Origin of the sequence: Sphingomonas sp. 3-13AW (assembly GCF_049311085.1) — a bacterium.
GTDB lineage: Bacteria > Pseudomonadota > Alphaproteobacteria > Sphingomonadales > Sphingomonadaceae > Sphingomonas.
Map to the genome: position 1 here is coordinate 118889 of NZ_JASNVZ010000009.1, position 22797 is coordinate 141685.

32 protein-coding genes are annotated in these 22797 nt (G+C 65.6%); 25 read left to right on the forward strand and 7 right to left on the reverse strand.

Annotation, left to right across the window (positions count from 1 at the left end; translation table 11 throughout):
- The first annotated feature begins 86 nt into the window (after positions 1–86).
- Positions 87–359, forward strand: a complete 273-nt coding sequence (locus QP045_RS11735) for a hypothetical protein (RefSeq protein ID WP_422515165.1) — start codon at positions 87–89, stop codon at positions 357–359.
- A 19-nt stretch (positions 360–378) separates the two neighbouring features.
- On the opposite strand, the gene QP045_RS11740 is transcribed toward QP045_RS11735, so the two are convergent.
- From QP045_RS11740 to QP045_RS11760, 5 genes are all read right to left on the reverse strand, one after another.
- The gene (locus QP045_RS11740; RefSeq protein WP_422515166.1) at positions 379–1953 is read right to left on the reverse strand and encodes a recombinase family protein; all 1575 of its coding nucleotides are present in this window, start codon (positions 1951–1953) and stop codon (positions 379–381) included.
- Between the two features lie 129 nt (positions 1954–2082).
- Positions 2083–2598: a hypothetical protein gene (locus tag QP045_RS11745; protein ID WP_422515167.1), complete on the reverse strand. Its 516-nt coding sequence runs from the start codon at positions 2596–2598 to the stop codon at positions 2083–2085.
- Positions 2599–2733: 135 nt separating this feature from the next.
- Positions 2734–2886 carry a hypothetical protein gene (locus QP045_RS11750; RefSeq protein ID WP_422515168.1) on the reverse strand — a complete coding sequence of 51 codons (153 nt, stop codon included), beginning with the start codon at positions 2884–2886 and terminating at the stop codon, positions 2734–2736.
- A gap of 112 nt (positions 2887–2998) precedes the next feature.
- Positions 2999–3277, reverse strand: a complete 279-nt coding sequence (locus QP045_RS11755) for a hypothetical protein (protein ID WP_422515169.1) — start codon at positions 3275–3277, stop codon at positions 2999–3001.
- Between the two features lie 104 nt (positions 3278–3381).
- Entirely contained in the window at positions 3382–4086 is a 705-nt protein-coding gene (locus tag QP045_RS11760) for an XRE family transcriptional regulator (protein WP_422515170.1), read from the reverse strand.
- A 72-nt stretch (positions 4087–4158) separates the two neighbouring features.
- On the opposite strand from QP045_RS11760, the gene QP045_RS11765 reads away from it, so the two are divergent.
- Positions 4159–4422 carry a carph-isopro domain-containing protein gene (locus tag QP045_RS11765; RefSeq protein ID WP_422515171.1) on the forward strand — a complete coding sequence of 88 codons (264 nt, stop codon included), beginning with the start codon at positions 4159–4161 and terminating at the stop codon, positions 4420–4422.
- A gap of 182 nt (positions 4423–4604) precedes the next feature.
- Here the strand turns inward: QP045_RS11765 and QP045_RS11770 are convergent, their stop codons facing one another.
- On the reverse strand, positions 4605–4841 hold the full coding sequence (locus tag QP045_RS11770; protein WP_422515172.1) for a hypothetical protein: 237 nt from the start codon (positions 4839–4841) through the stop codon (positions 4605–4607).
- A 98-nt stretch (positions 4842–4939) separates the two neighbouring features.
- On the opposite strand from QP045_RS11770, the gene QP045_RS11775 reads away from it, so the two are divergent.
- From QP045_RS11775 to QP045_RS11885, 23 genes are all read left to right on the forward strand, one after another.
- A complete protein-coding gene (locus QP045_RS11775; RefSeq protein ID WP_422515173.1) occupies positions 4940–5386 on the forward strand; it encodes a hypothetical protein in 447 nt (148 codons plus the stop codon).
- The gene (locus QP045_RS11780) at positions 5383–5655 is read left to right on the forward strand and encodes a hypothetical protein (RefSeq protein WP_422515174.1); all 273 of its coding nucleotides are present in this window, start codon (positions 5383–5385) and stop codon (positions 5653–5655) included. The genes QP045_RS11775 and QP045_RS11780 overlap by 4 nt, the downstream gene beginning before the upstream one ends.
- Positions 5655–6209, forward strand: a complete 555-nt coding sequence (locus QP045_RS11785; protein ID WP_422515175.1) for a hypothetical protein — start codon at positions 5655–5657, stop codon at positions 6207–6209. The genes QP045_RS11780 and QP045_RS11785 overlap by 1 nt, the downstream gene beginning before the upstream one ends.
- Positions 6191–7324, forward strand: a complete 1134-nt coding sequence (gene dnaN / locus QP045_RS11790; RefSeq protein ID WP_422515176.1) for a DNA polymerase III subunit beta — start codon at positions 6191–6193, stop codon at positions 7322–7324. The genes QP045_RS11785 and dnaN overlap by 19 nt, the downstream gene beginning before the upstream one ends.
- A 54-nt stretch (positions 7325–7378) precedes the next feature.
- Positions 7379–7831 (forward strand): DUF2312 domain-containing protein, encoded by a 453-nt coding sequence (locus QP045_RS11795; RefSeq protein WP_422515177.1) that lies wholly within the window; start codon positions 7379–7381, stop codon positions 7829–7831.
- Positions 7828–8445 (forward strand): hypothetical protein, encoded by a 618-nt coding sequence (locus tag QP045_RS11800; RefSeq protein ID WP_422515178.1) that lies wholly within the window; start codon positions 7828–7830, stop codon positions 8443–8445. Before QP045_RS11795 ends, QP045_RS11800 begins: the two co-directional genes overlap by 4 nt.
- Positions 8442–8906 carry a single-stranded DNA-binding protein gene (ssb, locus tag QP045_RS11805; RefSeq protein ID WP_422515179.1) on the forward strand — a complete coding sequence of 155 codons (465 nt, stop codon included), beginning with the start codon at positions 8442–8444 and terminating at the stop codon, positions 8904–8906. Before QP045_RS11800 ends, ssb begins: the two co-directional genes overlap by 4 nt.
- Positions 8907–8978: 72 nt before the next feature.
- On the forward strand, positions 8979–11771 hold the full coding sequence (locus QP045_RS11810; RefSeq protein ID WP_422515207.1) for a phage/plasmid primase, P4 family: 2793 nt from the start codon (positions 8979–8981) through the stop codon (positions 11769–11771).
- 242 nt (positions 11772–12013) lie between these two features.
- On the forward strand, positions 12014–12523 hold the full coding sequence (locus QP045_RS11815) for a hypothetical protein (RefSeq protein ID WP_422515180.1): 510 nt from the start codon (positions 12014–12016) through the stop codon (positions 12521–12523).
- Positions 12524–12693: 170 nt separating this feature from the next.
- Positions 12694–13044, forward strand: coding sequence for an HNH endonuclease (locus tag QP045_RS11820; protein ID WP_422515181.1), 351 nt, complete (start codon positions 12694–12696; stop codon positions 13042–13044).
- A gap of 74 nt (positions 13045–13118) precedes the next feature.
- The gene (locus tag QP045_RS11825; RefSeq protein WP_422515182.1) at positions 13119–13574 is read left to right on the forward strand and encodes a hypothetical protein; all 456 of its coding nucleotides are present in this window, start codon (positions 13119–13121) and stop codon (positions 13572–13574) included.
- Between the two features lie 92 nt (positions 13575–13666).
- Entirely contained in the window at positions 13667–15307 is a 1641-nt protein-coding gene (locus tag QP045_RS11830; protein WP_422515183.1) for a terminase large subunit, read from the forward strand.
- Between the two features lie 8 nt (positions 15308–15315).
- The gene (locus tag QP045_RS11835) at positions 15316–16629 is read left to right on the forward strand and encodes a phage portal protein (protein ID WP_422515184.1); all 1314 of its coding nucleotides are present in this window, start codon (positions 15316–15318) and stop codon (positions 16627–16629) included.
- Entirely contained in the window at positions 16626–17525 is a 900-nt protein-coding gene (locus tag QP045_RS11840; protein WP_422515185.1) for a S49 family peptidase, read from the forward strand. Before QP045_RS11835 ends, QP045_RS11840 begins: the two co-directional genes overlap by 4 nt.
- 91 nt (positions 17526–17616) lie before the next feature.
- Positions 17617–18924: a phage major capsid protein gene (locus tag QP045_RS11845; protein WP_422515186.1), complete on the forward strand. Its 1308-nt coding sequence runs from the start codon at positions 17617–17619 to the stop codon at positions 18922–18924.
- 57 nt (positions 18925–18981) lie between these two features.
- Complete coding sequence (locus QP045_RS11850; RefSeq protein WP_422515187.1) at positions 18982–19434, forward strand: hypothetical protein; 453 nt, start codon at positions 18982–18984, stop codon at positions 19432–19434.
- A 3-nt stretch (positions 19435–19437) separates the two neighbouring features.
- The gene (locus tag QP045_RS11855) at positions 19438–20007 is read left to right on the forward strand and encodes a head-tail connector protein (RefSeq protein ID WP_422515188.1); all 570 of its coding nucleotides are present in this window, start codon (positions 19438–19440) and stop codon (positions 20005–20007) included.
- Entirely contained in the window at positions 20007–20372 is a 366-nt protein-coding gene (locus tag QP045_RS11860) for a head-tail adaptor protein (protein ID WP_422515189.1), read from the forward strand. The genes QP045_RS11855 and QP045_RS11860 overlap by 1 nt, the downstream gene beginning before the upstream one ends.
- Positions 20372–20782, forward strand: a complete 411-nt coding sequence (locus tag QP045_RS11865; protein ID WP_422515190.1) for an HK97-gp10 family putative phage morphogenesis protein — start codon at positions 20372–20374, stop codon at positions 20780–20782. Before QP045_RS11860 ends, QP045_RS11865 begins: the two co-directional genes overlap by 1 nt.
- Positions 20779–21171, forward strand: coding sequence for a tail completion protein gp17 (gene gp17 / locus QP045_RS11870; RefSeq protein ID WP_422515191.1), 393 nt, complete (start codon positions 20779–20781; stop codon positions 21169–21171). Before QP045_RS11865 ends, gp17 begins: the two co-directional genes overlap by 4 nt.
- A gap of 14 nt (positions 21172–21185) precedes the next feature.
- The gene (locus QP045_RS11875) at positions 21186–21644 is read left to right on the forward strand and encodes a phage tail tube protein (protein ID WP_422515192.1); all 459 of its coding nucleotides are present in this window, start codon (positions 21186–21188) and stop codon (positions 21642–21644) included.
- A complete protein-coding gene (locus QP045_RS11880; RefSeq protein WP_422515193.1) occupies positions 21644–22066 on the forward strand; it encodes a hypothetical protein in 423 nt (140 codons plus the stop codon). The genes QP045_RS11875 and QP045_RS11880 overlap by 1 nt, the downstream gene beginning before the upstream one ends.
- A gap of 80 nt (positions 22067–22146) precedes the next feature.
- On the forward strand, positions 22147–22365 hold the full coding sequence (locus QP045_RS11885; RefSeq protein WP_422515194.1) for a hypothetical protein: 219 nt from the start codon (positions 22147–22149) through the stop codon (positions 22363–22365).
- Here QP045_RS11885 and QP045_RS11890 read toward each other — a convergent pair.
- Complete coding sequence (locus QP045_RS11890) at positions 22349–22768, reverse strand: DUF4429 domain-containing protein (protein ID WP_422515195.1); 420 nt, start codon at positions 22766–22768, stop codon at positions 22349–22351. The genes QP045_RS11885 and QP045_RS11890 overlap by 17 nt on opposite strands.
- Between the last annotated feature and the right edge of the window lie 29 nt (positions 22769–22797).

Below are 22797 nucleotides of genomic sequence, written 5' to 3' on the forward strand. Positions count from 1 at the left end.
TCACGACGTAGTGGCCCTGATGATCATCGCCTGCGGCGTATCGTCTGAAGCAGTCAGATGTGCGGGGATGATAGAGGATTTTCAGCATGTCAGTATTGCTTGTGACGTACGACCTGAATCGCGAGGCAGTTCGGCCTAACATCACAAAGCGCCTCAAGGAGGGCTATCCTACTTGGGCGAAGCTGTCCGAGTCTTGCTATGCGATCAAGACGGCAAACACGCCGCGACAGGTTCAGGACTTTCTGAGGCCCATGCTGGATGCGAATGACGTCATCTACGTCATAACCCTTAACGCGCCGTACTCTGGCTGGGGGCCGAAGGAGGTCAATGAGTGGCTCGCGACCAACCTGCTCTCCTGAAGGAGGGCGGGGCAAATAGTCACCGCATCTGCGCTTGCTTAGGCTCGCACGCCAGGTTCAGAATCTCGTCGATCTGGCGGACGACCCTAAGGTCTACACCCGTCTTCGCTGCGCTCGGCATCACCTCGACGCGTGAGATCAGCTTGCGGAGGCGGGGGACCGCTTCCAACTGAGTGGCCTCATCGGACAGGTCCGCCTCCAGCGCCTCGATCGAGCGGCGGTACTGGTCGGCTAGGCCGGGGTGGAGGGTGAGCACCGGGAGCGCGTCCAACGACGCCAATTCGCGCGCGAGGCGGCCGCGTTCATCGCGTGCCTCGGCGAGCAGCTGGCGGATCTCGGCGAACTCGTTGCCGCCGTCGGCGACGGCGCTGACCAGGCGCTGCATCTTGCGCTCGGCCTCGTCGTGCCGACGCTGGAGGCGGTCGCGGTCGCGGGTGAGGGTTGCCGACTGCCGGGCATGCTCACGGTGGTATTCGCGCAAGTAAGCCGAGACGACGTCCGGCGCGAGCATCTGGTCGCGCAGCTCCTGCAGCACGCGATGTTCGTACTCGGCGCTCTTGATCTGCCGCGTGTTGGAGCAGGCGTTGCCACCCGCGACGTGCGAGCAGCCCCAGTAGCCGCCCCGGATGATCACCCATCTGCCGCCGCACACGCCGCACACGCCCAGCCCTGACAGCATGTGCTTGGGTCGGCGCTGTCGCTCCGGATGTGGGGACGCTCTGCGGGCGATCTCGTCCTGCACCTGATCGAACAGCGCTTGGTCGATGATGCGGAGGTGCGGGGCGCTGCCCTCGCGCGTGTCGCCGTCGCCAGGACGCATGCGGCGCTCGCGCGAGCGAGGATCCACGCTGCCCTTCGTGCGGCCGTACACAAGGCGGCCGACATAAACCGGGTTCACCAGCAAGCCGAAGCCAGTGGCGCGGTGGCCGATCAGGGTCGAGGCTCGCCAGATACCACCGCGGGGCGCGGGGATGCCTTCCGCGTTGAGGCGGGTTGCGATCGCTAGGGTGCTCTGGCCGCCCGCATATTCGCGATAGATGCGCTGCACGATCTCTGCCTTGTCCGGGTCGATCTCGCGAAGGCCCCGTATCGGCTCCCCACTCACGTCCAGGCGGATCACGCGTCGATACCCATAGGCGACGCCGGATGCGGCGCGGCCCTGTTCGATATTCCCGCGATGCCCGCGGCGGACGCGTGCAGCCAGATCCTTGCGCATGCGTGCATCGAACAGGCCCTTGATGGTGCCGGTGATGTCATCGACCTCACCGTCCATCAACGTGAACAAGCGGGCGCCGGCATACTGAAGCCGTTCGCGCACCGTGTAGGCATCGCCCTGGTGGCGAGCGATGCGATCCGTCGATTCGGTCAGGACCTGATCGATGCCGCCGCGCTCGACATGGGCGAGCAGGGCGTGGAGGCCGGGCCGTTGACCGCCGTCGATGCCGGCGGCGCCGCTGATCGCCTCGTCGTGGTAGATGCCTGCAATGCTCCAGCCCTCGCGCTCTGCCCGTTCGGTGCATGCGCCGATCTGGTCCGCGATGGAGCGCGGGTTCTGGAGCTGGCTAGAGTATCGAGCGTAGATCAGTGTTCGCACGGGCACGTTCCTTGGCGGCGGCAATGTCCCGCGCAACGTGCGCGCGCGCAAGCGCTTCCGCGAAAGCGATGACGTCTGGATCGGAGGCGCTTAGCGAGCGGCGGAAATCCGCTTGCCGGGGAGGGGCGGTCATGCTGCCGCGCTCCAACTAATGTCCGGGTTCGTGCTTTCGAGTATGAACTCGTCCGCGCGGGCGCGGGCGGCCTGGTTAAGCTTGTGGACCCCCTCGATGTGTGGACACTGGCCAGCGCCGAAGGGGCGCTGATGCCACGCGAGCGCGGCGATGTGGTCGGCGAAGACCTTCAAACGTTCGTCGCCGGGGTTGGCCGCTGCGCGTTCGGCCGCAATCATGCTGGCGCGGGCGAGATCCGTGCGCAACTCTACTTCCCCGGCGCCAGTACTGCCGTCGCCGAAGGCAAAGTCGCTTTCCGCGTCGTACCAGTCTGCGCGATCCACCACCGCCTGCCATTGCCGCACCAGCGCGCGGGCAATGCGCAGGCCGCGCTCGGCATCGGCCGACGTCATCCGGCCGCGCTCAACCTCCTGCGGATAGCGCTTTTCTCGCTGGGCGAGGATCGCCTGGGCGGTGGCGAGCAGGTCGGGCCAGCTGGTGATGCGGGCATAAGGTGGGGGCGTGTCGGTCATTGCGGCGGGTATCGCCGTACGAGGGCACCCCGCTGGGTGCAGCAGTGCGCCTGCTGCGCGAGATTATCCTCGGCGCGCTTGTGGAGTGCCGCTTCTGCCGGAGTTGCTGTGAAGAGAACGTCGCCGGTCATGGGCTCAGCTCGCGACGATCGACGCGGACGGGCCCTCGCGCAGCAGCCGCAGGATGCGGGTGCGCTGGGGCAGGACGGCGCCGAGGATTGTGGTGATCGCCACGCTGGCGCCGGTGGCGAACAGCGCGGCGGTGGCGACGGCATGGAGCGCGCCCATCAGTTCGACACCATCACGATGGTGACGATGACGGCGGCGGCGTGCGCCAGGCCGACGACTGCAATGGTGACGCGCAGGCCGGGCCAGCGTCGCGAGCGGGGCAGCTTGGCCATCATGCCGCCTCCGCCACGCGCTCTTCGCGGCTCAACGCCAGGAGTAAGCGATCAGGAAGGGCGATCAGATTTGGTGAGACGGCATGGAGGGCGAGGTCGGCCGCAAGCCTAGTCAGCTGAACGCCGAGTTGGTGTACCTCGGCCGGGCCCGCGACGGACGTGCCGACTTGCTTTCCATTCTGGTCGAGGAACTTGAGGGTAACGGTGGCGTCTATGCGCTCTTCCGTCTCGCTCCGGGCCGAGACTGCGACGCAATCGGTGAGGAACGCTGTCTGCACGATGGCTCTCCCGCCACCAATGCTTGCGGCGCTGGATGCGACGCGTCAGGTGGCGAGAGATTCATAACGCTACATATCATAGCGCGTCAACACAAAGCGTAGCGCTAGACTCGGCGGCCCACCCAGATCACTCGTCCGACGATATGGAGATCCTCCGCCGGAACGACGTGATCGCCAATTGTTTTGTTGTCTGAGCGCACTTCGACCATCCCGTCTCCGACCACCCTGAGACGCTTGATCATACCAGCCCCGCGATAAGCGCACGCCCAGATCCGATCCTGCATGTTCAGGATGCGCTGCGTGGTATCGATCACGACTTCATCTTCGTTCAGCAGAGTAGGGAACATACTGTCTCCGTCACCGCGCGCGACGAAGAGGCGGTCGGCGGTTGCTCGGGTAATCCGCCGGAGGAAGTTCGGATCGAAGAGGATGCGCTCTTCTTCCGGGTAGTCTTCCAGCGTCGTCCCATCCCCCATCGCGTAGCTTAGGTCCACCTGACGAACAGCGATCGCGCCGTCGCCGTCAGACGCCCCTCTAACTGGCGGCAAGTCGGGCCTGGTAGGGGGTGATGGCACCCGCAACGGTACATCGGGCGTCTCGCCTCCATGCATCAGCCAATCGGTAGAGACGCCTAGCTTCTTTGCGAACAGGCTTGCCAGCTTTGCGAAGCCATTCTGGCCATTCTCGTACGCGCGGTACGTCGTCGCGTGGATCCCGACCTCCCGCGCGAACTCTGCCTTGTCCGCGAAACCGGCGGCCCGGCGAGCATACTGGAGACGGGCGTGAGGTGTGTCGAGAGATTCGTCCATGGTTCGATCGTTGCACATCGTGGCGCTACAAATCATGTTGCTCTCGCGTGCTACGAATGATAGCGACACGCTATGAGCATCGACATCCACACTCATGCGGCGTTGATCGCCAAGCTTGGTGGCGCCGCGAAACTCGCCGCTTCCGACGCCGTTGATGCCACTCCCGTCAACGTGCGCGCTTGGCGCGCGCGGAATCGCATTCCGCCCGAGTACTGGCCCGGCATCATCGCGGTGGCTGATGCGGAGGGCATCGAGGTCGACGCCGAGTGGCTGATGCGGACCACTCCCGCCCGGGCTCGTCCGGGGCGGGAAGAGATCGCGGAGGCTTTGGCGTGAGCGCAGTCCATAGCTGCCCGATTACTGCGGCGGCGGGGCGCCCGTCATCGGGAAAGGCCCCCCATATTTCCCGCCTCCCGGCGTCGGCGAACGAGGCAGAGACCGTGCCCGTGGCCGAGCTCACCGGATCCGTCACAATTGCGCTGGAGGGTTCGGCGGAGGCAGCGGCCTCGTTCCGCTCGCTAGCGCCGCTTGTTGAGCTTCCGGACGAAGTCCTTGACCGCATCGGCGGCGTCCTTCTTCGCCGCCTCATACTGGGCGAGGATGGTGTCTGCCTGTTCCGGTGTGAAGCGCTCTGCGGCCCCACATACGGGGCACGTGAACTCCATCGTGTGCGGGTCGCGCCCAACAAGATCTACCTCGAACTCGTGGCCGCAATCTGCGCGGACCGGAACGTAGACGCGTCCTTCACTGCTCATGGTTGGCCGATCCTTTCCTGGTGCGACTCCGGTGTCGCCAGCCTAGCCCAAGGTCACGGCGCATGAACATCCTCGCTGCCCGTCCGGTGAGAGACCGGATGCTGAAGGTCCAGTTCGGCGAACTGCTAAGTCTTGTTGGCGGGATTGAAATTGCGGCGCGGTTCTGCCGCGTCGGGAAGTCGACGCTGGCACGTTATGCGTCGCTGTCGTTCGCCGACGCCGAATGCTTCGCACCAGTGGACGTGGTGCGGGATCTGGAGGCGCTGGCAGGGGTTCCGCGGGTTACCCGTCATCTGTCCATCGAGGCGGGCGGCATGTTCATGCCGGTGCCGGAGCGCTTTGGCGGCCGCGCCACCCTCCTCGAACTGGTTGCGCGCAAGGGCAAGGAGTCCGCCGAGCTGACGGCGGCGATCTGCGCGGGATTGGCGGATGGCAAGTTCGACGCGGCGGATGCTCGAAAGGCGCTGCCCGAACTCGACGACATTCTGGGCGTGCTCGCGACGATGCGCGGCGAGTTGCTCGCGATCTCCGAGGAGGAAGCATGAGTAAGCTGCACCTGGGCGCTACGGTGCCTAACGAGGGCGCGCGCCGTCTTGCGGCGTTCGTCGGAAAGCGGGGGTGGACGCCGGAGCAAGTGGCTGCTGCCGCGCGCGACGAAGCGATGACGATCCACCGGCTGATCGCGGGCGAGCTGACGCCGGGTGGTGACCTGGCGCACCGGATCTGGCTGGCGACGGACGGCGCAGTTGGTCGGCGTGAATGGGGCCGCCCGCCCGAGGGTGGCTGGTTCGATGCCGTGGTGGCGCGGGCGTGATGGCGGCGGGGCTAGCCGGCGAGGCGCCCGGCGTGGTCGCCAGCCCGGAGCGGCTCGCGGCCTGGTTGGCGACCGCCGCGAAGGGCGATGAGTTCGTGTACGCGACCCGGTGCGCACTGCCGGTGGGCTGTGCTGCTGCGCGGGTCGCGCGCGAGGCCTTCGAAGCTGGACTCGTGACGCTGTTCCAGCGCCGCCTGCGGGACCGGCCCGAACGGAACTATGTGGCGCGGCGGACCGCATCGCCTTTGCCGGTGCGCGGCGGCGGTGTCGCCCGGGCGGGCGAGCATGTGCACGTCGATAATGAGGCGGAGGTCCACGACCGGGTGCTGGTGCTGCTGACGCGTGCGGCCCGGTTCCAGCGGCCGTGCCCGACCAACGCGGCGATCGCCCGGCGGGCCGGGATCACACTCAACCAGGCGAAGGGCGCTGTGGCGATCCTGAAGAAAACCGGACTGATCCGTGTGGAGTGGGCGCCTGCGCCGACGCTGCGCCGGGTCACGATCGTGGGAACGGGGCTGAAGACGGGGATGGTTCGATGCCAAACAAACAGTTGAAGGTTTCAAGCGTCGCAGAGATCGACGTCAAGACGCTGCGTAGCGTCCTGAAGGACGTCGTCGGGGTCGTTGAGGCTCGGAATACGGTGCCGGTTCTCGCGGCAGTGCTGTTACGGGTTGAGACCGCGTCGCTGACTGTCGTCGGCACGGACCTCGACGTCTGGGTCGAGCGCCGGGCGTCGGCGATCGATACGCAGGACAGTTTCGGTGTCGCGGTCGATGCAGCCCTTCTCCACCGTATCGCGGGCAAGCTGCCGGAGAATGCCCAGGCGAAACTGAAGTTCGGGGAGGGAAAGCTGACAGTGTCTGCTGGCCGCTCCCGGTTCGAGCTGTCGACGCTACCGGAGGACGATTTTCCGATCATCCCGTTGTCAGCGGCTGCGCATCAGTTCGACCTGCCAGCCACGACCCTGGGTGGCGTGCTAGGGCGCGTCTCGCATGCGATCAGCACCGATGAAACACGGTACTATTTGAACGGCGTGTTCGTGCACGCTCCTGGCGAGGGCGATCTGCGCTTTGCGACAACCGATGGGCACCGGCTTGCCCGTATCGTTCTGCCGCTGCCGGAGGGCGCAAGCGGTATCCCCGACGTGATCCTGCCGCGCAAGGCTGCGCGAATCCTTGCCGGTCTGCTGGACCGTTTTGAGGGGCAAGTCGCTGTCGCTCTCTCGCCAACGCGCATCCGTTTCGAGGTCGGGGAGACCGTGCTCACGACCAAGGTGATCGATGGCGAGTTTCCCGATTACAATCGGGTGATCCCGGCCGAAAACGAACGCCTGATCGCGATTTCGCGAAGCGATCTTGCCGAGGCAGTCGGGCGCGTCTCGGTCGTGAGCTCCGACAAGACGAAGACGATCCGTGTCGAGGTCGAGCCTGGCAAAGTGATGCTGATCGCGCGGTCGGTTGAGCATGGGCTTGCGAGCGAGGAGGTGCCCTGCAGCTATTCGGGAGCGCCGCTGACGATCGGGTTCAACGGCAAGTTCATCGCCGACACGCTCGGACAGCTGAGTGCCGAAACGATCGAGATCCTGCTGTCCGACAGCGCCGGTGCGACGGTGTGGCGGGATAGGGAGGATAGTCCCGCCACCTTCGTCGTCATGCCGATGAAGGTCTGAGCCATGCGTGCTGACCGATCCCTTGCCGTTCAGGTGGCCGCTGCTGTCGGTGCGATGCTGGTCGGCCGCGAGGAGATCACGCTCGAGGAAGTCGAGCAGGGTCTCCCGGCGACGATCCGCTCCGGCCGGCCGACGCACAAGTCCATGACCAAGGCGCTGATCGCCGCCGGCTGGGTGGGTGTGCGGCGGGCTGGGGGCGCGATCGTCTATCGCGCCCCGGATGCGCCGAAGGAAGATGGCGGCGATCCGGCCCGCGGGATTGGAGACAACAGCACGCGCGAGCAGCTGCGGCTCTATTTCGAGCGGATCGAGCGGCTGAAGAAAGAGCACAAGGGCATCAGCGACGACATCAAGGACGTGTTTGCCGAAGCTAAGTCGATGGGTTTCGACACCACGGCGATGCGGGCGGTGCTGAAACGTCGTGGGACTGACCGCGAGAAGCGGATCGAGCTGGACGCGCTGGTCGATCTGTATGCCGCGGCGGGCGGTGTGGCGGACGTATCATGAAGCACAGCACGCTCAACAAGCGGCTGATGCTGGAGTGGATCCACGACTGCGCAGATGCCGGCTCCGCAATGCCAACCGATGCCGCGATCATGGAGCGGTTTGGGTTCGGCAGCGAAGAGATCGCCCGTACCCTGCTTGCCGATTTGGCAGATGCAAAGTCGATCCAGATCCGAGGCGCCGGACGGGACCGTGAGATCTTACTGCCTGAGAGCGTTGTGAAGCCGTTCCGAACTTCCTCTGTCGAGCGGCTACCTCGGACCGTGCGGCGCGCCGATCCGGAAGTCGAACGCCTTGCAGCGCTGATCGTAGGGGCTCGACGAGCCGGAGGCCCAACTCAGCAGGAACAAGCGCCTGTACCTAACAAGGAACCGATCATGGCCAAAGCCACGACGACTCGATCCGCGCCGCCACCCGGCCCGTCGCTCTCACTTGGTGAGGCGTTGAAGGACGCCGGTGGCTCGCTCGACGCCTTGTTCACCGGGCTACTGAAGCGTGCCGAGGACGCAGAGGCGAAGGCGGCCGGCGCGGCCAGTGCCGAGGAGCTGGCCGCGGCGCTCGCGCGTGCTGAGGCCGCTGAGAAGAAGATTGCGGCGCTGAAGGAGATGTTCGCGTGAGCAGCGTCAACAAGGTGATCCTGATCGGGCATCTCGGCCGAGATCCTGAATCGCGGAGCTTCCAGAACGGGGGCAAGGTGGTGAACTTCCGCCTCGCAACGTCGGAGCACTGGAAGGATCGGGCGAGCGGCGAGCGCAAGGAGCGGACCGAGTGGCATTCGGTCGCGGTCATGAACGAAGCGGTGGCCGAGGTCGCCGAGCGGTTCCTGCGCAAGGGCAGCAAGGTCTATGTCGAGGGTCAGCTTCGCACCCGCAAATGGCAGGACCAGCAGGGGCAGGACCGGTACACGACCGAGGTCGTGATCGGCGCCTTCAACGGCGCGCTGAAAATGCTCGACAAGCGCGAGGGCGATCCCGGGCGCCATGATTATTCCAGCTATGGCGACACGCCTGGCGGCGGCGGCGGGGCTGGCGGTAGCGGCGGGTTTGCCGACGATCTGGACCATGACGTGCCCTTCTGACTGAGCGCCACGTCGCGCTGACAGGCCGCGCCAGCCCGCCTGTCCCCATTTTCTGAGGGCTTGATCGTGAGCATGATTTCAACGGCGTCGTCGCAACTGGAGGCGGCGCTCCATTTCGCGCGTCGTGGCTGGCCGGTGTTCCCGTGTCGGCGGAGCAACAAGACGCCGCTAGTGGCGCGCGACCGCGATGCCGACGGCAAGCCGATCAACGGCACCGGTGGCGTCAGCAAGGCGACCTGCGATGAGGCCCAGATCCGCGCCTGGTGGGGCAAGTGGCCCCAAGCGATGATTGGGGTGTCGGTAGGTGTCGCTGGCCTGATCGTGATCGACTTCGATCCGCGCGTCGACGAGGTGCACGACGAGGAGACCGGCGAGGTCACCACGCGTGAATGGACGCTGGAAGAGCTGAAGGCGGCGGTGGAAGAGATGATCGGCGAACCGCTGCCGGTCAGCCTTGCGGTGCGCACGCCATCGGGCGGTGTCCACGTCTATTACCGGATGCCGGACGGTGAGCCGATCGGGAACAAGGGCAGCCTGCCGCAGCACGTCGATGTGCGTGGGCTCGGCGGCTATGTGATCGTGCCGCCGAGCCATTGCGACGGTGACGGGAGGAATGCGGCGGGCCCCTATCGCTGGTTGCGGGGCGATGCCGACGCGCAGATCGTCACCCTGCCGGCGTCCTTGGAGCGGGTGCTGCGTGCGCCGGCTGCGGGCCGGACAGTTTCGCATGGCCCATCGGCAGGGCCGTCTAGTTCGGCGATGTTTCAGCCGGATCTCGACGCTTCGCATCGGAAGTATGCGATGGCGGCGCTCGATCGCACCGCAGCCGAGCTGGCGGCGACGCCGCGGGGCGGCGGCAAGCACGGCGGCCGCAACAAGGCGGCCTATGCGGCTGCGTATAACCTGGGCGGGTTCGTGGCCACCGGGGTGCTGTCCGAGACGCTGGTGCGGCAAGTCTTGGTCGAGGTGGTGCGCGGGTTCGATCCCGCCGCTTTCGATCGGCATGTCGATGCGATCCAGCGCGGCATTGAGGGCGGCAAGGAGCGGCCTCACGACCTCAGCGCCGTAGGCGCGCGAACGGCACGCGGGCGCGACAGCGACCGCTCCGCAGATCAATCTTCGATTGAGGACCGGGAGGCGCCGCCGCTTTCCGCCTATGCCGAGGACTTCGGCGGCCATGCGCCCGCACCCGGCGCCGATGCCGGCGTGACGGGCTTCCATAGTGGAACCGGCGCCGAGACTTCCGCCACTCCGGGGGGTGGGGGGCGCATCACGCCGGATCGCAACGACGATCTGGACCGGAAGTGTGGTCTGTTCGCGATGACGGACCTTGGCAATGCGGAGCGGTTTCGGGCGCGGCATGGCTGGCGTTTCCGCTTCTGCAACGAACTGGGCTGGTTCGTGTGGGACGGCCGGCGTTGGGAGTTGCTGTCCGAAGAGAAGGACAAGGTGCCGGGCAAGGTCACCTTGGCCGTGTTCGACACTGTGCGGGCGATCGGCAATGAGGCCGACGCGATCGAGGCGAGCGGCGTGCCGGAGGACCTTGGGTCCGATGCAAGCGACAGCGAGATCGCCCTCAACAGGACACGGCTGAACCGCTTCCTGCGCTGGAAAGGATCCGGCGACAATGCGGTCGCGATTTACCTTGCGGACGAGCTGCGTGCGCATGCCAAGTCGAGCGAGGGCGCGCAGCGGATCGGCAGCGTGGCCAACTTGGCCAAGGCGTTCGGGGACGTGGCGATCCGCGCGGACGCGATGGACGTCGACCGAATGGCGATCAACGTCCTCAACGGCACGCTGCGCATCGAGCAGCGGGGTGACGGGTTCGCGATTCGGTTGCACAGGCATCGTCCGGCGGATCTGATCAGCAAGCTCGCCAACGTAATTTATGATCCGAAAGCGGAGTGCCCGATCTACGACCGGTTCCTCGAAACGGTGCAGCCGGAGGTCGGCATGCGGCGGTTCCTGGCGCAATGGGGCGGGCTGTCGCTGACGGGGGACATCGGCGAGCAGAAGCTGGTCTTCCACTACGGCATGGGCCGGAACGGCAAGTCGACGCTGAACGACCTGTGGGGCACGATCGCCGGCGACTATGGCGCGACCATCGCGATCGAGACGTTCCTCGACCAGGGGCGCGGTCGCAAAGGCGGGGAGGCCACGCCGGATCTGGCGCGGTTGCCCGGCGTGCGCTTCCTCCGGACCTCCGAACCCGAGAAGGGGGCGAAGCTCGCCGAGGCGCTGATCAAGCTGGTTACGGGTGGGGAGCCGATCGACGCGCGCCACCTGAACAAGGGGTTCTTCACCTTCCTGCCCAGCTTCAAGCTATCGGTGCAGGGCAACCACAAGCCGAAAATCACCGGGCACGATGATGGCATCTGGCGACGGATGCTGCTGGTGCCCTGGGCGGTGCAGATCGCGAAGGACCAGGTGGATGCCACGCTGCCGGAGAAGTTGCGCGGCGAGGCGTCGGGCGTGCTCAACCGGTTGATAGCGGGATTGCTGGACTGGCGGGCGAACGGGCTAGCGACGCCCGAGGAGGTGTTGTCGGCAACGGCGAAGTATCGCGAGCAATCGGACCAGCTAGGGCGCTTCCTGGCGGAATGTACGGCCGTGGAGGAGGGCGCACGCTCGAAATCGTCGGTGCTGTTCGCGCTATACTCCGCGTGGGTGAAGGCCAACGGCGCGGCAGAGTGGCAACAGGTCGGCTTCACCAAGGCGATGGAGGACCGAGGCTTTGAGAAGAAGACCTCTAACGGCGTCCAGTGGCTCAACCTGCGCATGGTGAAGACCGTGGAAGACTTCACCGAGACTAGTGCGAGCGGCGGCGATCCCGGACCCGATTACGACGACTATCCGCCGATCTAGGGCCGAATGGAAGGGCAGGGCCTTCCAAGTGGAAGGCGGGTTGGAAGGGCGTTTTTGGCGGTTTTCTGCGGCTTTGGAAGGGATGGAATAGCTTCGTTCCCCTTTGCCACACATGCATGCGCAGGTGCGCGCATGCGCGCACATGGAATACCCTGATATTCCCTTCCAACCCTTCCAGATGGTCTGAACAGACCATCACCAAACACGACAAACGGCGGAAATCCGCCACTTATGGAGACACAATGATGGAAGGGCAGGGCAACGACGTGGGGGTTCCGATGGAAGGGCAGACCCTTCCGCATGGCTGGACGGCCGAAGACGTGCAGGATCGGCTCGTCGAGGCGATGCTGACGTGCTGGCGCGACGCGGATCGGGAGCGCGGGTGGCTGCGCGTCCGCTCGCACTGGCCGGAGATCACCCGCGAGCAGTGGGACTATGACGCGCGCGGCGGGGACCACAGCAGCTCCGACGTATCGATCCGCCCCGCTGCGCTGACGCGGCGCGACGTGGCAGAGATGGAGGAAGCGTTCGGGTGGACGCTGGCAATCGACCCGACTGACCGCAAGCTGCTGGGGCTCGCTATTGCGCAGCTGGCGCGCGGCCAGCGCGAGGTGCAGTGGCGCCGGTTGTTGGGCCCGATGGGGCTTGATCGCGGCTCTGACGGGCTGCGGATGCGGTACGGACGGTCGATTGCGCGCATTGCGGCCGCTCTGAATGGCGGAAATCCACTGCGTTTCGTGTCAAGGGGGTGAAAGTGCAGCAGAAGCGATTTTACCTGTTCGTCTATCACGTGATTTGAGGCTATTTCTTGTCACACTGGGACGGGCCTTCGGGTACGGTCCAGCTTCCCCTCCCGAACCTCGAAGCGCCCCGCTTGGCCCCGTGCCCGGCGGGGTGCTTCGCATTTGGACCTGGTGCAAACATGGCCCGGTTGAGCAGTCTCAAGCCGCGGCTCGGTAAGCTGCGGCCCCGCATCGCCAGTGCGCCAATCGACCGGCAGACCTACGATCGGCAGCGCGACCAGCAGTCCTGGCGCAAGTGGTACAAGACGGCGCGATGGCAGAAGCTCCGCATGGTGGTGCTGGTGCGTGACCTGTTCACCTGCCAGCGCTGCGGAGTGATCGAAGCCGACACGTCGCAACTGGTGGCGGACCACAAGCGCCCGCATCGTGGCGACGAGGCGTTGTTCTGGGACGACAAGAACCTCTGGACGCTCTGCAAGTCGTGTCACGACAGCTGGAAACAGCGCGAGGAACGGCGGAGCGCCGGGTGACCCCGGGGGGGGTGAAAACCCTGCAAGGGACGCGGCCTCTAGACCGCTGTCTCTCCCACGCGGAGAATTTTTTTGTGGCTGATTGGGATTTGGACCTGCTGGGGGACCCGATCCCGGAGGGCTTCGGCAAGCGCGGGCGGCCGCCACATGCGCCGACCGACGAAAACCGACGCAAAGTCATACTCTTAGCTGCATTCGACAAGAACGAAGCTCAGATCGCGGCGGCGCTAGGGATCAGCGAACCGACGCTGAAGAAGCATTATTTTCGGGAGCTGCGTTCCCGCCTGGAGGCGCGCCTCCGCCTCGAAGGGAAGCTCCTGTCGGCGATGGCCCGCGAGGTCGACGCCGGGAACGTGTCGGCGATGGACAAGCTCTTCAAGCGGCTCGACCGGCACGACATGGTTACGGGCATGGTGCCGGGGAAGGCCAAGCCGGTCACCAAGCCAAAGCCGGGCAAGAAGGAGAAACTTGTAACCGACGCCGCGGAGGCGACGAAGAGTGGTGAATGGGGCTCGTTGTTGAGGCACTAGATCGCCGCCTGGCGGAGCCGGGCTGGTCGATCTTCGCCTGCCCGGATTGGGCGGATCGGCTCGCCGCCGGGCGCTCACTGATTCCGGACGCGTTGCGCGACCTGCTCGACCAAGCTGAGGCCGAGCGAGCAGTTGCGATCTTCAATAAGCTGCGCCTGCCTGACGTGCCGGGTCAGCCGACCTTGGCGGAGGCGGCCGGCGAGTGGCAGCGCGATATCGTCAGGGTGCTTTTCGGCACCCTTGATCCCGATACCAGGGCCCGCATCCTGCGCGAGATCTTCGCCCTAGTGCCGAAGAAGAACGCGAAGACTACGGGTGGCGCCGCCATCATGATGACGGCGCTGCTGATGAACGAGCGCCCGCGTGCGGAGTTCGTTCTGGTCGGGCCGACGCAGGAGGTCGCAGACACAGCTTTCCAGCAGGCGGCCGGGATGGTGGACGCAGATGACTTTCTGCGGACGCGGTTCCATGTCGCCGAGCACACAAAGACGATCACAGATCGGCTGACCAAGGCCCGGTTGAAGATCAAGACGTTCGACATGAAGGTCGCCACCGGATCGAAGCCTGCCGGCATTCTGCTGGACGAGCTTCATCTGATGGCGAGCATGGCCGACGCCGCGCGCGTGATCGGCCAGCTTCGAGGCGGCATGATCGCCAATCCGGAAGCTTTCATGGTGATCATCACCACGCAGTCCGACCGCCCGCCGGCAGGGGCTTTTAAGTCGGAGCTCGATTATGCGCGCGGTATCCGCGACGGGCGGATCGTGGAGGAAGTGGCTACCCTGCCGCTCCTCTACGAGTTTCCCGAGGCGATGCAGCGCAACGGTTCGTGGCGTGACCCCCGACACTGGCACATGGTGCTGCCGAACGCAGGACTTTCGATCACGATCGAGCGCCTCGCGGCGGAGTACAGGGCGGCGCGGGACAAGGGTGAGGAGGAAGAGCGGCGCTGGGCGTCACAGCACCTGAACGTTCAGATCGGCTTGGCGCTGCATACCGACCGATGGATCGGCGCGGACTATTGGGAGCGGCGAGCGGACAAGTCGATTACCCTGGCCGAGATGATCGTCCGGTGTGAAGTGATGGTCGCTGGCATCGACGGTGGCGGTCTGGATGATCTGCTCGGCGCGACGTTTGTCGGGCGGTGTCGCGAGACCAAACACTGGCTGTCGTGGTCCCGCGCCTGGGCGCAGCCGATCGTGTGGGAACGGCGTAAAGAGATTGCGGCGGAGCTGGACGGCTTCGTCGCCGACGGCGACCTCATCCGGTGCGAACGACCGACTCAGGATCTGGAGGAAGTCGCGGCGCTTTTGATCCTCGTGCATGAGGCGGGGCTTCTGCCGGAGAGTTACGCAGTGGGGCTCGACCCTCAAGGTATCGGCGCTCTGATCGATGAGTGTGTCCGGCAGGGATTGCCAGAGGAGATGATGACCGCGGTAGCGCAAGGCTTCCGGCTCTCCGGCGCCGTGTGGACGGCCGAGCGAAAGCTTGCTGATGGAACGCTGCACCATGCTGACCAGGCACTGATGATATTCTGTGTCGGCAATGCCCGGATTGAGCAGCGCGGCAACGCGGTGCTGATCACGAAGCAGACTGCCGGCAAGGCCAAGATCGACCCGCTGATCGCGTTCTTCAACGCGGTCTACCTGATGAGCCGCAACCCGCAGGCAACCGAAGGCCCCTCGGTTTACGAGGAGCGCGGCATCCTTGAAATCGAAGTGGACTATCTCTGATGGGCAGGATGGGCGAGGCTTGGCGCGCGCTGACCGGCGCGACCGCCCCGGCATCCGGCGAGGTTGAGGCCTCGGAACACTATGGCCCGTCGGCAAGCGCAGGCTCGCGAGATGGCTGGTTCATGCGGTGGATCGGCGGTGGAAAGACCAACGCGGGTCGGACGGTGTCCGAACACACGGCGATCTACGTGCCAGCAGTCTATGCGTGTGTGAATCGGATCGCGAACCCGATCGCCAATTTTCCGTTGGAGATCCGGCAGCGCCTTCCGGGAGGCGGCTCTGTTCGGGTCACCGAGCATCCTATGTCCGATCGCTTGGGTCTGCGGCCGAACGACTTCATGTCGTCGCGGACGCTACGGAAGACGACCCAGGCCCATGCCTTGCTGTGGGGCAACGGGTATCAGGAGATCGAGCGAAATGGACGTGGCGAAGCGGTGGGTCTCTGGCCGCTGCTACCGGGGAACACGCGGCCGCACCGCATCGGTGACCGCCTGGTGTACCGAACGAATATCGATGGCCGTACGTTCGAAGTCGACTGCGAGAACGTCGCGCACGTAATGGACCTGAGCCACGACGGGTACATCGGTTATTCGCAGGTCGCGATTGCGCGGCAAGCGATGGGCATGGCGCTGGCGCTGGAAGAGTTCGGGGGCAAGTTCTTCGCCAACGACATGAAGAGTGGTGGCTTCCTGATGCATCCGGGCAAGCTCAGCCCGCGGGCTCGGGAGAACGTCCGCGGGCCCGGTGGTGAACAGAAGGCGTCAGCGGAGAACCCGGCCTCGGCAGTGGAGAAGCAGGGCGGTCTCGACAACGCGCACCGGGTGAAAGTGCTCGAAGAGGGCATGAAGTTCATCCAGACGACGATCCCGCCCGAGGATGCCCAGTTCCTTGGGACCCGGGAGTTTCAGATCGCCGAGATCGCGCGCATGTACGACGTGCCGTTGGTGATGTTGCAGAGCCACGAGAAGTCGACGAGCTGGGGAAGTGGCATTGAGCAGCTGATGCTCGGCTTCATCCGTCAAACGGTGGCGCCCTGGGTCGAGGCGACCGAGCAGGAGTACAACTGGAAACTGTTCACGCCTGACGAGCGGGCGAACGGCCTGTTCGTGAAGTTCAACATGAACGCGATCCTCCGCGGCGACATGGCGGCGCGGTCGGCCTTTTACAAATCGATGTTCGAGCTGGGCATGACGATCAACCAGATCCTTGCCCTCGAAGATATGAACGGCATCGGCGCGGAGGGCGACCGCAACTTCGTGTCCAACAACGTGCAGACGCTGGATCGCGCGATCCGGGGCGAACCTGCTGGAGAACCCGCATGAAGTATCCGCACATCCTGGCGGCGTTCGCGTCCGAGTTCTGGGCAATGGAACCCGGCAAGCTGCTGGCGATCGTAGACCTGCTCGCGATGCAGGCTGACGGCGTGAAGTTCGGGGCTGAGGAGATCGAGGCGCGCATCTCGCCCGCCACCGCGAATGCGTTGGCGCGTCGGGAAGGCGCCGTTGCCGTCGTTCCGTTGCGCGGCATCATCTCGCCGCGCGTCAGCCTAACGCCGAATAGCTCAACCGGTGGCGGGGCGACGGCCGAAGGGTTCGCGAGCGCGATTGATCAGGTGGCGACCGACGATCGGGTGAAAGCGATTATCGTGGATGCGGACACGCCTGGCGGCAACGTGCTTGGCGTCGACGAAGCATCTGCCGCGGTAGCCGCCGTACGAGGCCGCAAGCCGATCGTGGTGCAAGTTACGGGAAACCTGGCGAGTGCAGGCTACTGGATCGGCTGCTCGGCCGATGAGATCGTGATGTCGCCCAGCTCGGCGGCGGGCGCGATCGGAGTTCGCACCGCCTACGACGATATGACAGCGGCGATGGAGAAGCAGGGTATCACCCGGGAGATCATCAGCGCCGGCAAATTCAAGGGTGAGGGTCTGCTTGGGCCGCTCTCGGACGAGACCCGCGCCTACATGCAGGGTCGGATCGATGAGTACTACGGCATGTTCGTCGACCGCGTGGCGGCCGGGCGCGGGGTAACCGCCGCTGCGGTTCGCGACGGCTTCGGCCAGGGGCGGATGCTCAGCGCGAAGCAGGCGGTGCGCGAAGGCATGGCAGATAGGATCGCCACGATGGCCGAGACGCTGGCGCGGTTCGGTGCAGGCGCTCCGTCCCCGGAGCGAACCTTCCCGCGAGAGCGGGAGAGGCGGGCGCTCGCGCTCGGCTGAACTCTTCTGAGACGAAACGAAATTCCCCGTCCGCGCGCCGGCGCGGGCGACGAAGGGACGTGTCTGCCGGCGAACCAGAACGGAGACGACAATGAACCTGCAGGCGCTGCGCGATAAGCGCAACAAGCTCGTCGCGGACATGCGCGGCATCATCACCTCGGCGGAGGGCGAGGATCGGGATCTGACTGCGGAGGAGATCGCATCCTACGACGGGATGAAGGCGGAACTCGACGCGCTCGACCAGCGCATCGGTCGCCTCACGAGTCAGGAAGCGGCAGAAGCGGCAGGTGCGGTCGTCGTTACCGCAGCTGCGCGCGGTGCGCGTGTGTCCACCATTCCCCCGGGCCCGCATGCGTCTCGAGAGTTCGAGAGCCTGGGCGAGTTCATGTCGGCAGTGCGGTTCAATCCGAACGATCAGCGGCTGAACTACGTGGAAGGCGTCGGCGATAACGCGGAAGACGGAACCGAGATCGGCGCCGAGCTGCGGATGGACGAGCATCAGACGGGTGGCGGCTTCCTGGTGCCGACCCAGTTCCGGCAGGAGATCATGCGCGTCGAACCGCAAGAGACGTTGGTGCGCCCGCGCGCGAACGTCATTCCTGCGGGCTCTCCGCCCGACGCGGCGCTGACCATTCCGGCGCTGGACCAGACCGGCGAAGGTGCGTCGAACATCTTTGGCGGCGTCGAGGTGCAGTGGATCGAGGAGGGCGGTGAGAAGCCGGAGACCGACGTCAACCTCCGCTCGATCACGCTGGAGCCAAAGGAAGTCGCGGGCACCATCGTCGTGACCGACAAGATGCTCCGCAACTGGGCGGCAGCGAGCCAGTTCTTGGAGAACCTGCTGCGAGGGGCGGTCTCGCAGGCGGAGGACTTCGCGTTCCTGCGGGGCAATGGCGTCGGGAAGCCGCTGGGCGCGATCAACTCGCCGGCCATGTACTATGTAAACCGGCGCGGCGCAGGGCAGGTCACCTATCTCGACCTGGTCGACATGGTCTCGCACCTGCTGATGCGTGGTGGCACCTCGCCGGTCTGGTCGATGCCGCAGGGGGCGCTGCCCCAGATCGCGACGCTTCAGGATCCGGAAGGCCGCTACATCTGGAAGCCCGACGCGCGTGATGGCTTCGCCGGCACGCTGCTGGGCTATCCGGTTCGCTGGAACAACCGCGCGCCGGTGCTGGGTACGAAGGGCGACATCACCCTGATCGACTGGTCGCAGTACCTGATCAAGGACGGCTCCGGCCCGTTCGTCGCGGCTTCCGAGCACGTGCTGTTCCGGCAGAACAAGACCGTCATCAAGATCTTCTGGAACGTCGACGGCAAGCCGTGGCTGACCGCGCCGATTCGCGAAGAAAATGGATGGCAGGTGTCGCCGTTCGTCGGGCTCGGTCTGCCGGCCTGATCGTCCGCCTTTGCCCCGGCGGCTGCGGGGGCGCCCCTCTCAGTGAATAGGTGAACCATGCGATATCTTGTGATCGCCGGCTGCGTTGACGTGCGCAGCGGCAAGGAATTTGCTGTCGGCGACGAGTTCCTGCCCGAACCCGAAGAGGACCAGGCCGAGCGCCTGATCGCCGCGCGATGCCTGCGGGTGATCCCGAGCGATGCGCCGGTCCTGCCCGGCACCGGCAGTGCGGACCGGAAGATCGTCGAGCTGGAGGCGGAGAACGCCCGACTGGCAGATGCCAACGAGGAACTGCGTGGCCGCGTGACGCAGCTCGCGATCGACGCCGGAGCGGCGCAGTCCGCGGCGGCCCGGCGGATCGCTGAACTGACCGACGCGCACGATGCGGCGCAGGCGCGGGTAGAAAACCTGCTGGCGGACCTTGCCGCCGCGACGGCCCCCAAGCCGGAGGGTGAGCAGGATGGCGGCGACGCGCCGCCTTCCAAGGCGTCGGCCAAGAGCAAGGCCTGATCCATGCGCGTCGTCGTCATCACTCCGCCGGTCCCGGTGGTCACGGCGGAAGAGGCTAGGCGCCACCTCCGCCTCGACGACGACGAGCAGGATATGCTGATCGAGGGGTACATCGCGGCGGCGACGGCGCACATCGACGGGCCGGACGGCTGGCTGGGACGTGCGATCGGCGAGCAGACGCTCGTCGCGCACGGAGATCTGTTCCGGGAGGATCCGGTGCGGCTGCCGTATCCGCCCGTCGTGTCGATCGAGAAGGCCGAGTATCAGGACGCGCAGGGCGCCTGGCAGACGTTGGATGGCGACGCATATGAGCTGCGCGGCGATCAGCTGGGCAGCAGCTGGGGAACGCGCTGGCCGACGACGCGCGCCTATCGAGGCGCGGCCGAGACGGTACGTGTGACGTACCGGGCGGGGTACGCCACCGTTCCACCGCCCGTCCGCGTCGCCATCCTGATGATGGTCGCCGATATGTACCGCAACCCTGGCGAGGCGGGCGGGGCCGCTACGGCCCAGAAGGCCGCCATTTCGACGCCGGTCGCGAAGCTGCTCGCGCCCTTCCGGGTATACAGCTGATGGCCGGTCTCGACGCAGGTCTGCTCGATCGACGCATCCGGATCGAGCGGGATGGAAAAGCGACGCATGACGGCTACCAGAACGTGCCTGGAAAGCCGGCCGTGCTCGCGAAGGCGTGGGCGCAGTACATCCCGTCGCCGGGCCGCGAGCGCTACGCCAATGCGGAGATTGCCGCCACGGCGCCCGCGCTGTTTCGCATTCCTTGGCAGCGCAAGCTCGATCCCGACGCGCCGGGCGGACTGAGCGTCAAGGATCGCGTCCGCTTTCCTGCTCGCGACGACGGTGCGCTCTACGAGATCGTCTCTGTGGTCGAGTACGGCCGCCGGGTCGGACTCGACATCGCTGTCGTTCGGAAGGCGAAGTGATGCGGACCGCAGAGGTCACAGTAGCCGGCTTCGACAAGCTCGATCGGCAACTCGCATCGCTGGAACAGGGCGTGCCGCTGCGCGAGATAGCTTCGGCGTTGATGGCGGGCGCTCGGGTCATCGGCGACGAGGAGCGGCGCCTGGTGCCGCGGCGCAGCGGCAACCTGCATGACAGCATCATCGAGACAATGCAGGCGAGCAACCTGCCGAGCGACGGTCTAACCGTCTACATCGGACCTCGGACGGGGCGGGGCGGGCCTGACGGTTGGTATGGCTTCCTGGTCGAGTACGGCCGCGCGGGCGTGGCGGCGCATCCGTTCGCGCGCGTGGCGTTCGACAACAAGGCGGAGACGGCGGCCGGCCTGGTCGTCACGCGCCTTTCCGCCCAGATCGTGAAGCTCGCCGCATGAGCTACGAGACCGCAACCACTCGCCGGCTTCTCGACGCGCCGGAGGTCACCGCCCTGGTGGAGCAGCGGGTCGATTGGGATCGGCGGGAGCAGGGGGCACCGCTGTCCGCGATCACGCTGGAGACGATCAACGATCCGCGACCGCAGCACTTCAAAGGCTTCTACGCCACGCGCGGAACGCGGGTGCAGGTCAACTGCTGGGCGGCTTCCCGTGCTGCCGCCGTCCAGTTGCGCGACGCGGTGCTTGCCGCCCTGGTTGGGCCTGCGGAAGCGGGTGGCGTCCGTTTTCAGCGGGCGCAGGACATCAGCATTCGGCCGACCTTCGAGCGCACGGAGACCGAGGAACTCTACCGCGAGATCATCGACATTACGCTTTGGCACAACGGCTGATCAGGAGCAGCAGAATGGACATGAACGGCAACAGCGAGGCCCAGATTGGCTGGGGTTCGGAGTTCTGGCTGGCGAACGCTCAAGGCGTGCTGGTTGAACTGGACGAGGTGACGGAGATTCCCTTCGCCGAGGAAACCGCCGACGATGTGGAGGTCACGCACTTCAAGTCGCCGGGGCGGCGCAAGGAATACAAGCCGGGCCTGATCGAGCCGGGTGATGGCACGATTACTCTCAACTACATCCCCGGCAGCGCTACGGATCTGCTGATCACTGAGGCCAAGAGCTCCGGCAAGGTGCGCGCTTTCCGAACGATCATCCCGGCGGGTGACGGCACCTGGCAGGTGGACGGCTTCCTCTACGTCAAGAGCCGCGGCCGCGCTGTTCCGATCGGCGACCGCATGACGCAAACGGTCAGCGTCCGCTTCACCGGCAATTCGACCGAAGGCGCCGGCCCTGATGGTGATGACGACTGATGAAGGGCGAAAAGACCTTCGACGCATGCGGTGAACGCTGGACCATGTTCTTCGGGAACGCGGCCCAGTGCTCGATCGAGGAAGCCTATGACAAGGGCTTCTTCGCGGTGATCCAGGACGTCATGCCGGGCGCTGATCCGGCATGGCTCCTGAACCCGGAGGCCTATGCCTCAGAGCTCGCCGCTGTCGCTCGTGAGATCCGCATGAAGGATCTGCGCGACCTCGCCTGGCATGGCCTGCGCAAGCATCACCCGGGCCTGTCACTTGATGACGTCAGCGACATCGCCGATGACCTTGGGCAGCAGGCGTTCGGGGAAGTGGTCGGGACTGCCATCCGTGCAACTCAGGACACCGCCGCTGAACCGGGGAAGGGCGGTGCGGCAAAAAAGCCCAAGACCCCGCGGCAAAAACGGACTGGCTGACGCTTCAGCGCAGTTGGACAGCCGCGGGGTTTGATGCCTCCACCTTCTGGGACCAGTGCCAAGCCACCTACGGCGCCGCGATGCGGGGCCGAGCGGACGCCCTGAAGCAAGACCGTGAGAGGGTCCTGTTTGCCGCCTGGGCAGGCGCGATGTTCACACGGCAGGAAAAGCTGAAGAGCTTCTCGCACTACGCCAAGGACATGCTGCCTCGCGAGCCGCAGACGAATGCTGGCAAGCTGGCAGCACTCCGGAACGTGCAGGCGGCGGGAGTACCGATGACGATCAAGCGGATAGCGTGACGTACAGGAACCATCCGACGAACAGGATAACGGCGCCCAGCAGTGCGATTGCACAACCCCTGCCCATTTCTGTAGGAGCTTCGGTGTCAACGAACGGCTCCCCGGTGATCCGCTCCATGAGAGCTGCCCGCACCGTCAAGAATGCAGACTGCTGATCAAGGCGGAACGACACGGCCTCGCGGTCATATGCCTTGGGCGTTAGGTCCGAAGATCCCGACGATCCCTTTGTCACAAGCTTGATATAGCCCGACTCCCATGCGCTCGCCCGGCGAAAATCGACACCCGCGATTTCGTCTACCCGGATTGAGCGGGTGTCGTCTGTCGAACCCAGAAGTTTCCGTCTGCGGATCGTAACCAAACCCTCAGTGACCGTGATTTTCCCGGTCGCTCCTTCTGCTTCCATTTGTTCCCTCCCGACAAACACGGGAGCGT

Bases quoted from the DNA above. Each gene is read 5' to 3' on its own strand.
- QP045_RS11745 (WP_422515167.1), bottom strand. From the start codon at position 2,598: ATGACCGACACGCCCCCACCTTATGCCCGCATCACCAGCTGGCCCGAC.
- QP045_RS11845 (WP_422515186.1), top strand. From the start codon at position 17,617: ATGAACCTGCAGGCGCTGCGCGATAAGCGCAACAAGCTCGTCGCGGAC.
- QP045_RS11770 (WP_422515172.1), bottom strand. From the start codon at position 4,841: ATGAGCAGTGAAGGACGCGTCTACGTTCCGGTCCGCGCAGATTGCGGC.
- gp17 (WP_422515191.1), top strand. From the start codon at position 20,779: ATGAGCTACGAGACCGCAACCACTCGCCGGCTTCTCGACGCGCCGGAG.
- QP045_RS11860 (WP_422515189.1), top strand. From the start codon at position 20,007: ATGGCCGGTCTCGACGCAGGTCTGCTCGATCGACGCATCCGGATCGAG.
- QP045_RS11750 (WP_422515168.1), bottom strand. From the start codon at position 2,886: ATGGGCGCGCTCCATGCCGTCGCCACCGCCGCGCTGTTCGCCACCGGC.
- QP045_RS11795 (WP_422515177.1), top strand. From the start codon at position 7,379: ATGCTGGTCGGCCGCGAGGAGATCACGCTCGAGGAAGTCGAGCAGGGT.
- QP045_RS11850 (WP_422515187.1), top strand. From the start codon at position 18,982: ATGCGATATCTTGTGATCGCCGGCTGCGTTGACGTGCGCAGCGGCAAG.
- QP045_RS11765 (WP_422515171.1), top strand. From the start codon at position 4,159: ATGAGCATCGACATCCACACTCATGCGGCGTTGATCGCCAAGCTTGGT.
- QP045_RS11835 (WP_422515184.1), top strand. From the start codon at position 15,316: ATGGGCGAGGCTTGGCGCGCGCTGACCGGCGCGACCGCCCCGGCATCC.
- QP045_RS11815 (WP_422515180.1), top strand. From the start codon at position 12,014: ATGATGGAAGGGCAGGGCAACGACGTGGGGGTTCCGATGGAAGGGCAG.
- QP045_RS11800 (WP_422515178.1), top strand. From the start codon at position 7,828: ATGAAGCACAGCACGCTCAACAAGCGGCTGATGCTGGAGTGGATCCAC.
- QP045_RS11875 (WP_422515192.1), top strand. From the start codon at position 21,186: ATGGACATGAACGGCAACAGCGAGGCCCAGATTGGCTGGGGTTCGGAG.
- QP045_RS11775 (WP_422515173.1), top strand. From the start codon at position 4,940: ATGCTGAAGGTCCAGTTCGGCGAACTGCTAAGTCTTGTTGGCGGGATT.
- QP045_RS11820 (WP_422515181.1), top strand. From the start codon at position 12,694: ATGGCCCGGTTGAGCAGTCTCAAGCCGCGGCTCGGTAAGCTGCGGCCC.
- QP045_RS11880 (WP_422515193.1), top strand. From the start codon at position 21,644: ATGAAGGGCGAAAAGACCTTCGACGCATGCGGTGAACGCTGGACCATG.
- QP045_RS11855 (WP_422515188.1), top strand. From the start codon at position 19,438: ATGCGCGTCGTCGTCATCACTCCGCCGGTCCCGGTGGTCACGGCGGAA.
- dnaN (WP_422515176.1), top strand. From the start codon at position 6,191: ATGCCAAACAAACAGTTGAAGGTTTCAAGCGTCGCAGAGATCGACGTC.
- QP045_RS11735 (WP_422515165.1), top strand. From the start codon at position 87: ATGTCAGTATTGCTTGTGACGTACGACCTGAATCGCGAGGCAGTTCGG.
- QP045_RS11840 (WP_422515185.1), top strand. From the start codon at position 16,626: ATGAAGTATCCGCACATCCTGGCGGCGTTCGCGTCCGAGTTCTGGGCA.
- QP045_RS11890 (WP_422515195.1), bottom strand. From the start codon at position 22,768: ATGGAAGCAGAAGGAGCGACCGGGAAAATCACGGTCACTGAGGGTTTG.
- QP045_RS11780 (WP_422515174.1), top strand. From the start codon at position 5,383: ATGAGTAAGCTGCACCTGGGCGCTACGGTGCCTAACGAGGGCGCGCGC.
- QP045_RS11865 (WP_422515190.1), top strand. From the start codon at position 20,372: ATGCGGACCGCAGAGGTCACAGTAGCCGGCTTCGACAAGCTCGATCGG.
- QP045_RS11785 (WP_422515175.1), top strand. From the start codon at position 5,655: ATGGCGGCGGGGCTAGCCGGCGAGGCGCCCGGCGTGGTCGCCAGCCCG.
- QP045_RS11760 (WP_422515170.1), bottom strand. From the start codon at position 4,086: ATGGACGAATCTCTCGACACACCTCACGCCCGTCTCCAGTATGCTCGC.
- QP045_RS11885 (WP_422515194.1), top strand. From the start codon at position 22,147: ATGCGGGGCCGAGCGGACGCCCTGAAGCAAGACCGTGAGAGGGTCCTG.
- QP045_RS11810 (WP_422515207.1), top strand. From the start codon at position 8,979: ATGATTTCAACGGCGTCGTCGCAACTGGAGGCGGCGCTCCATTTCGCG.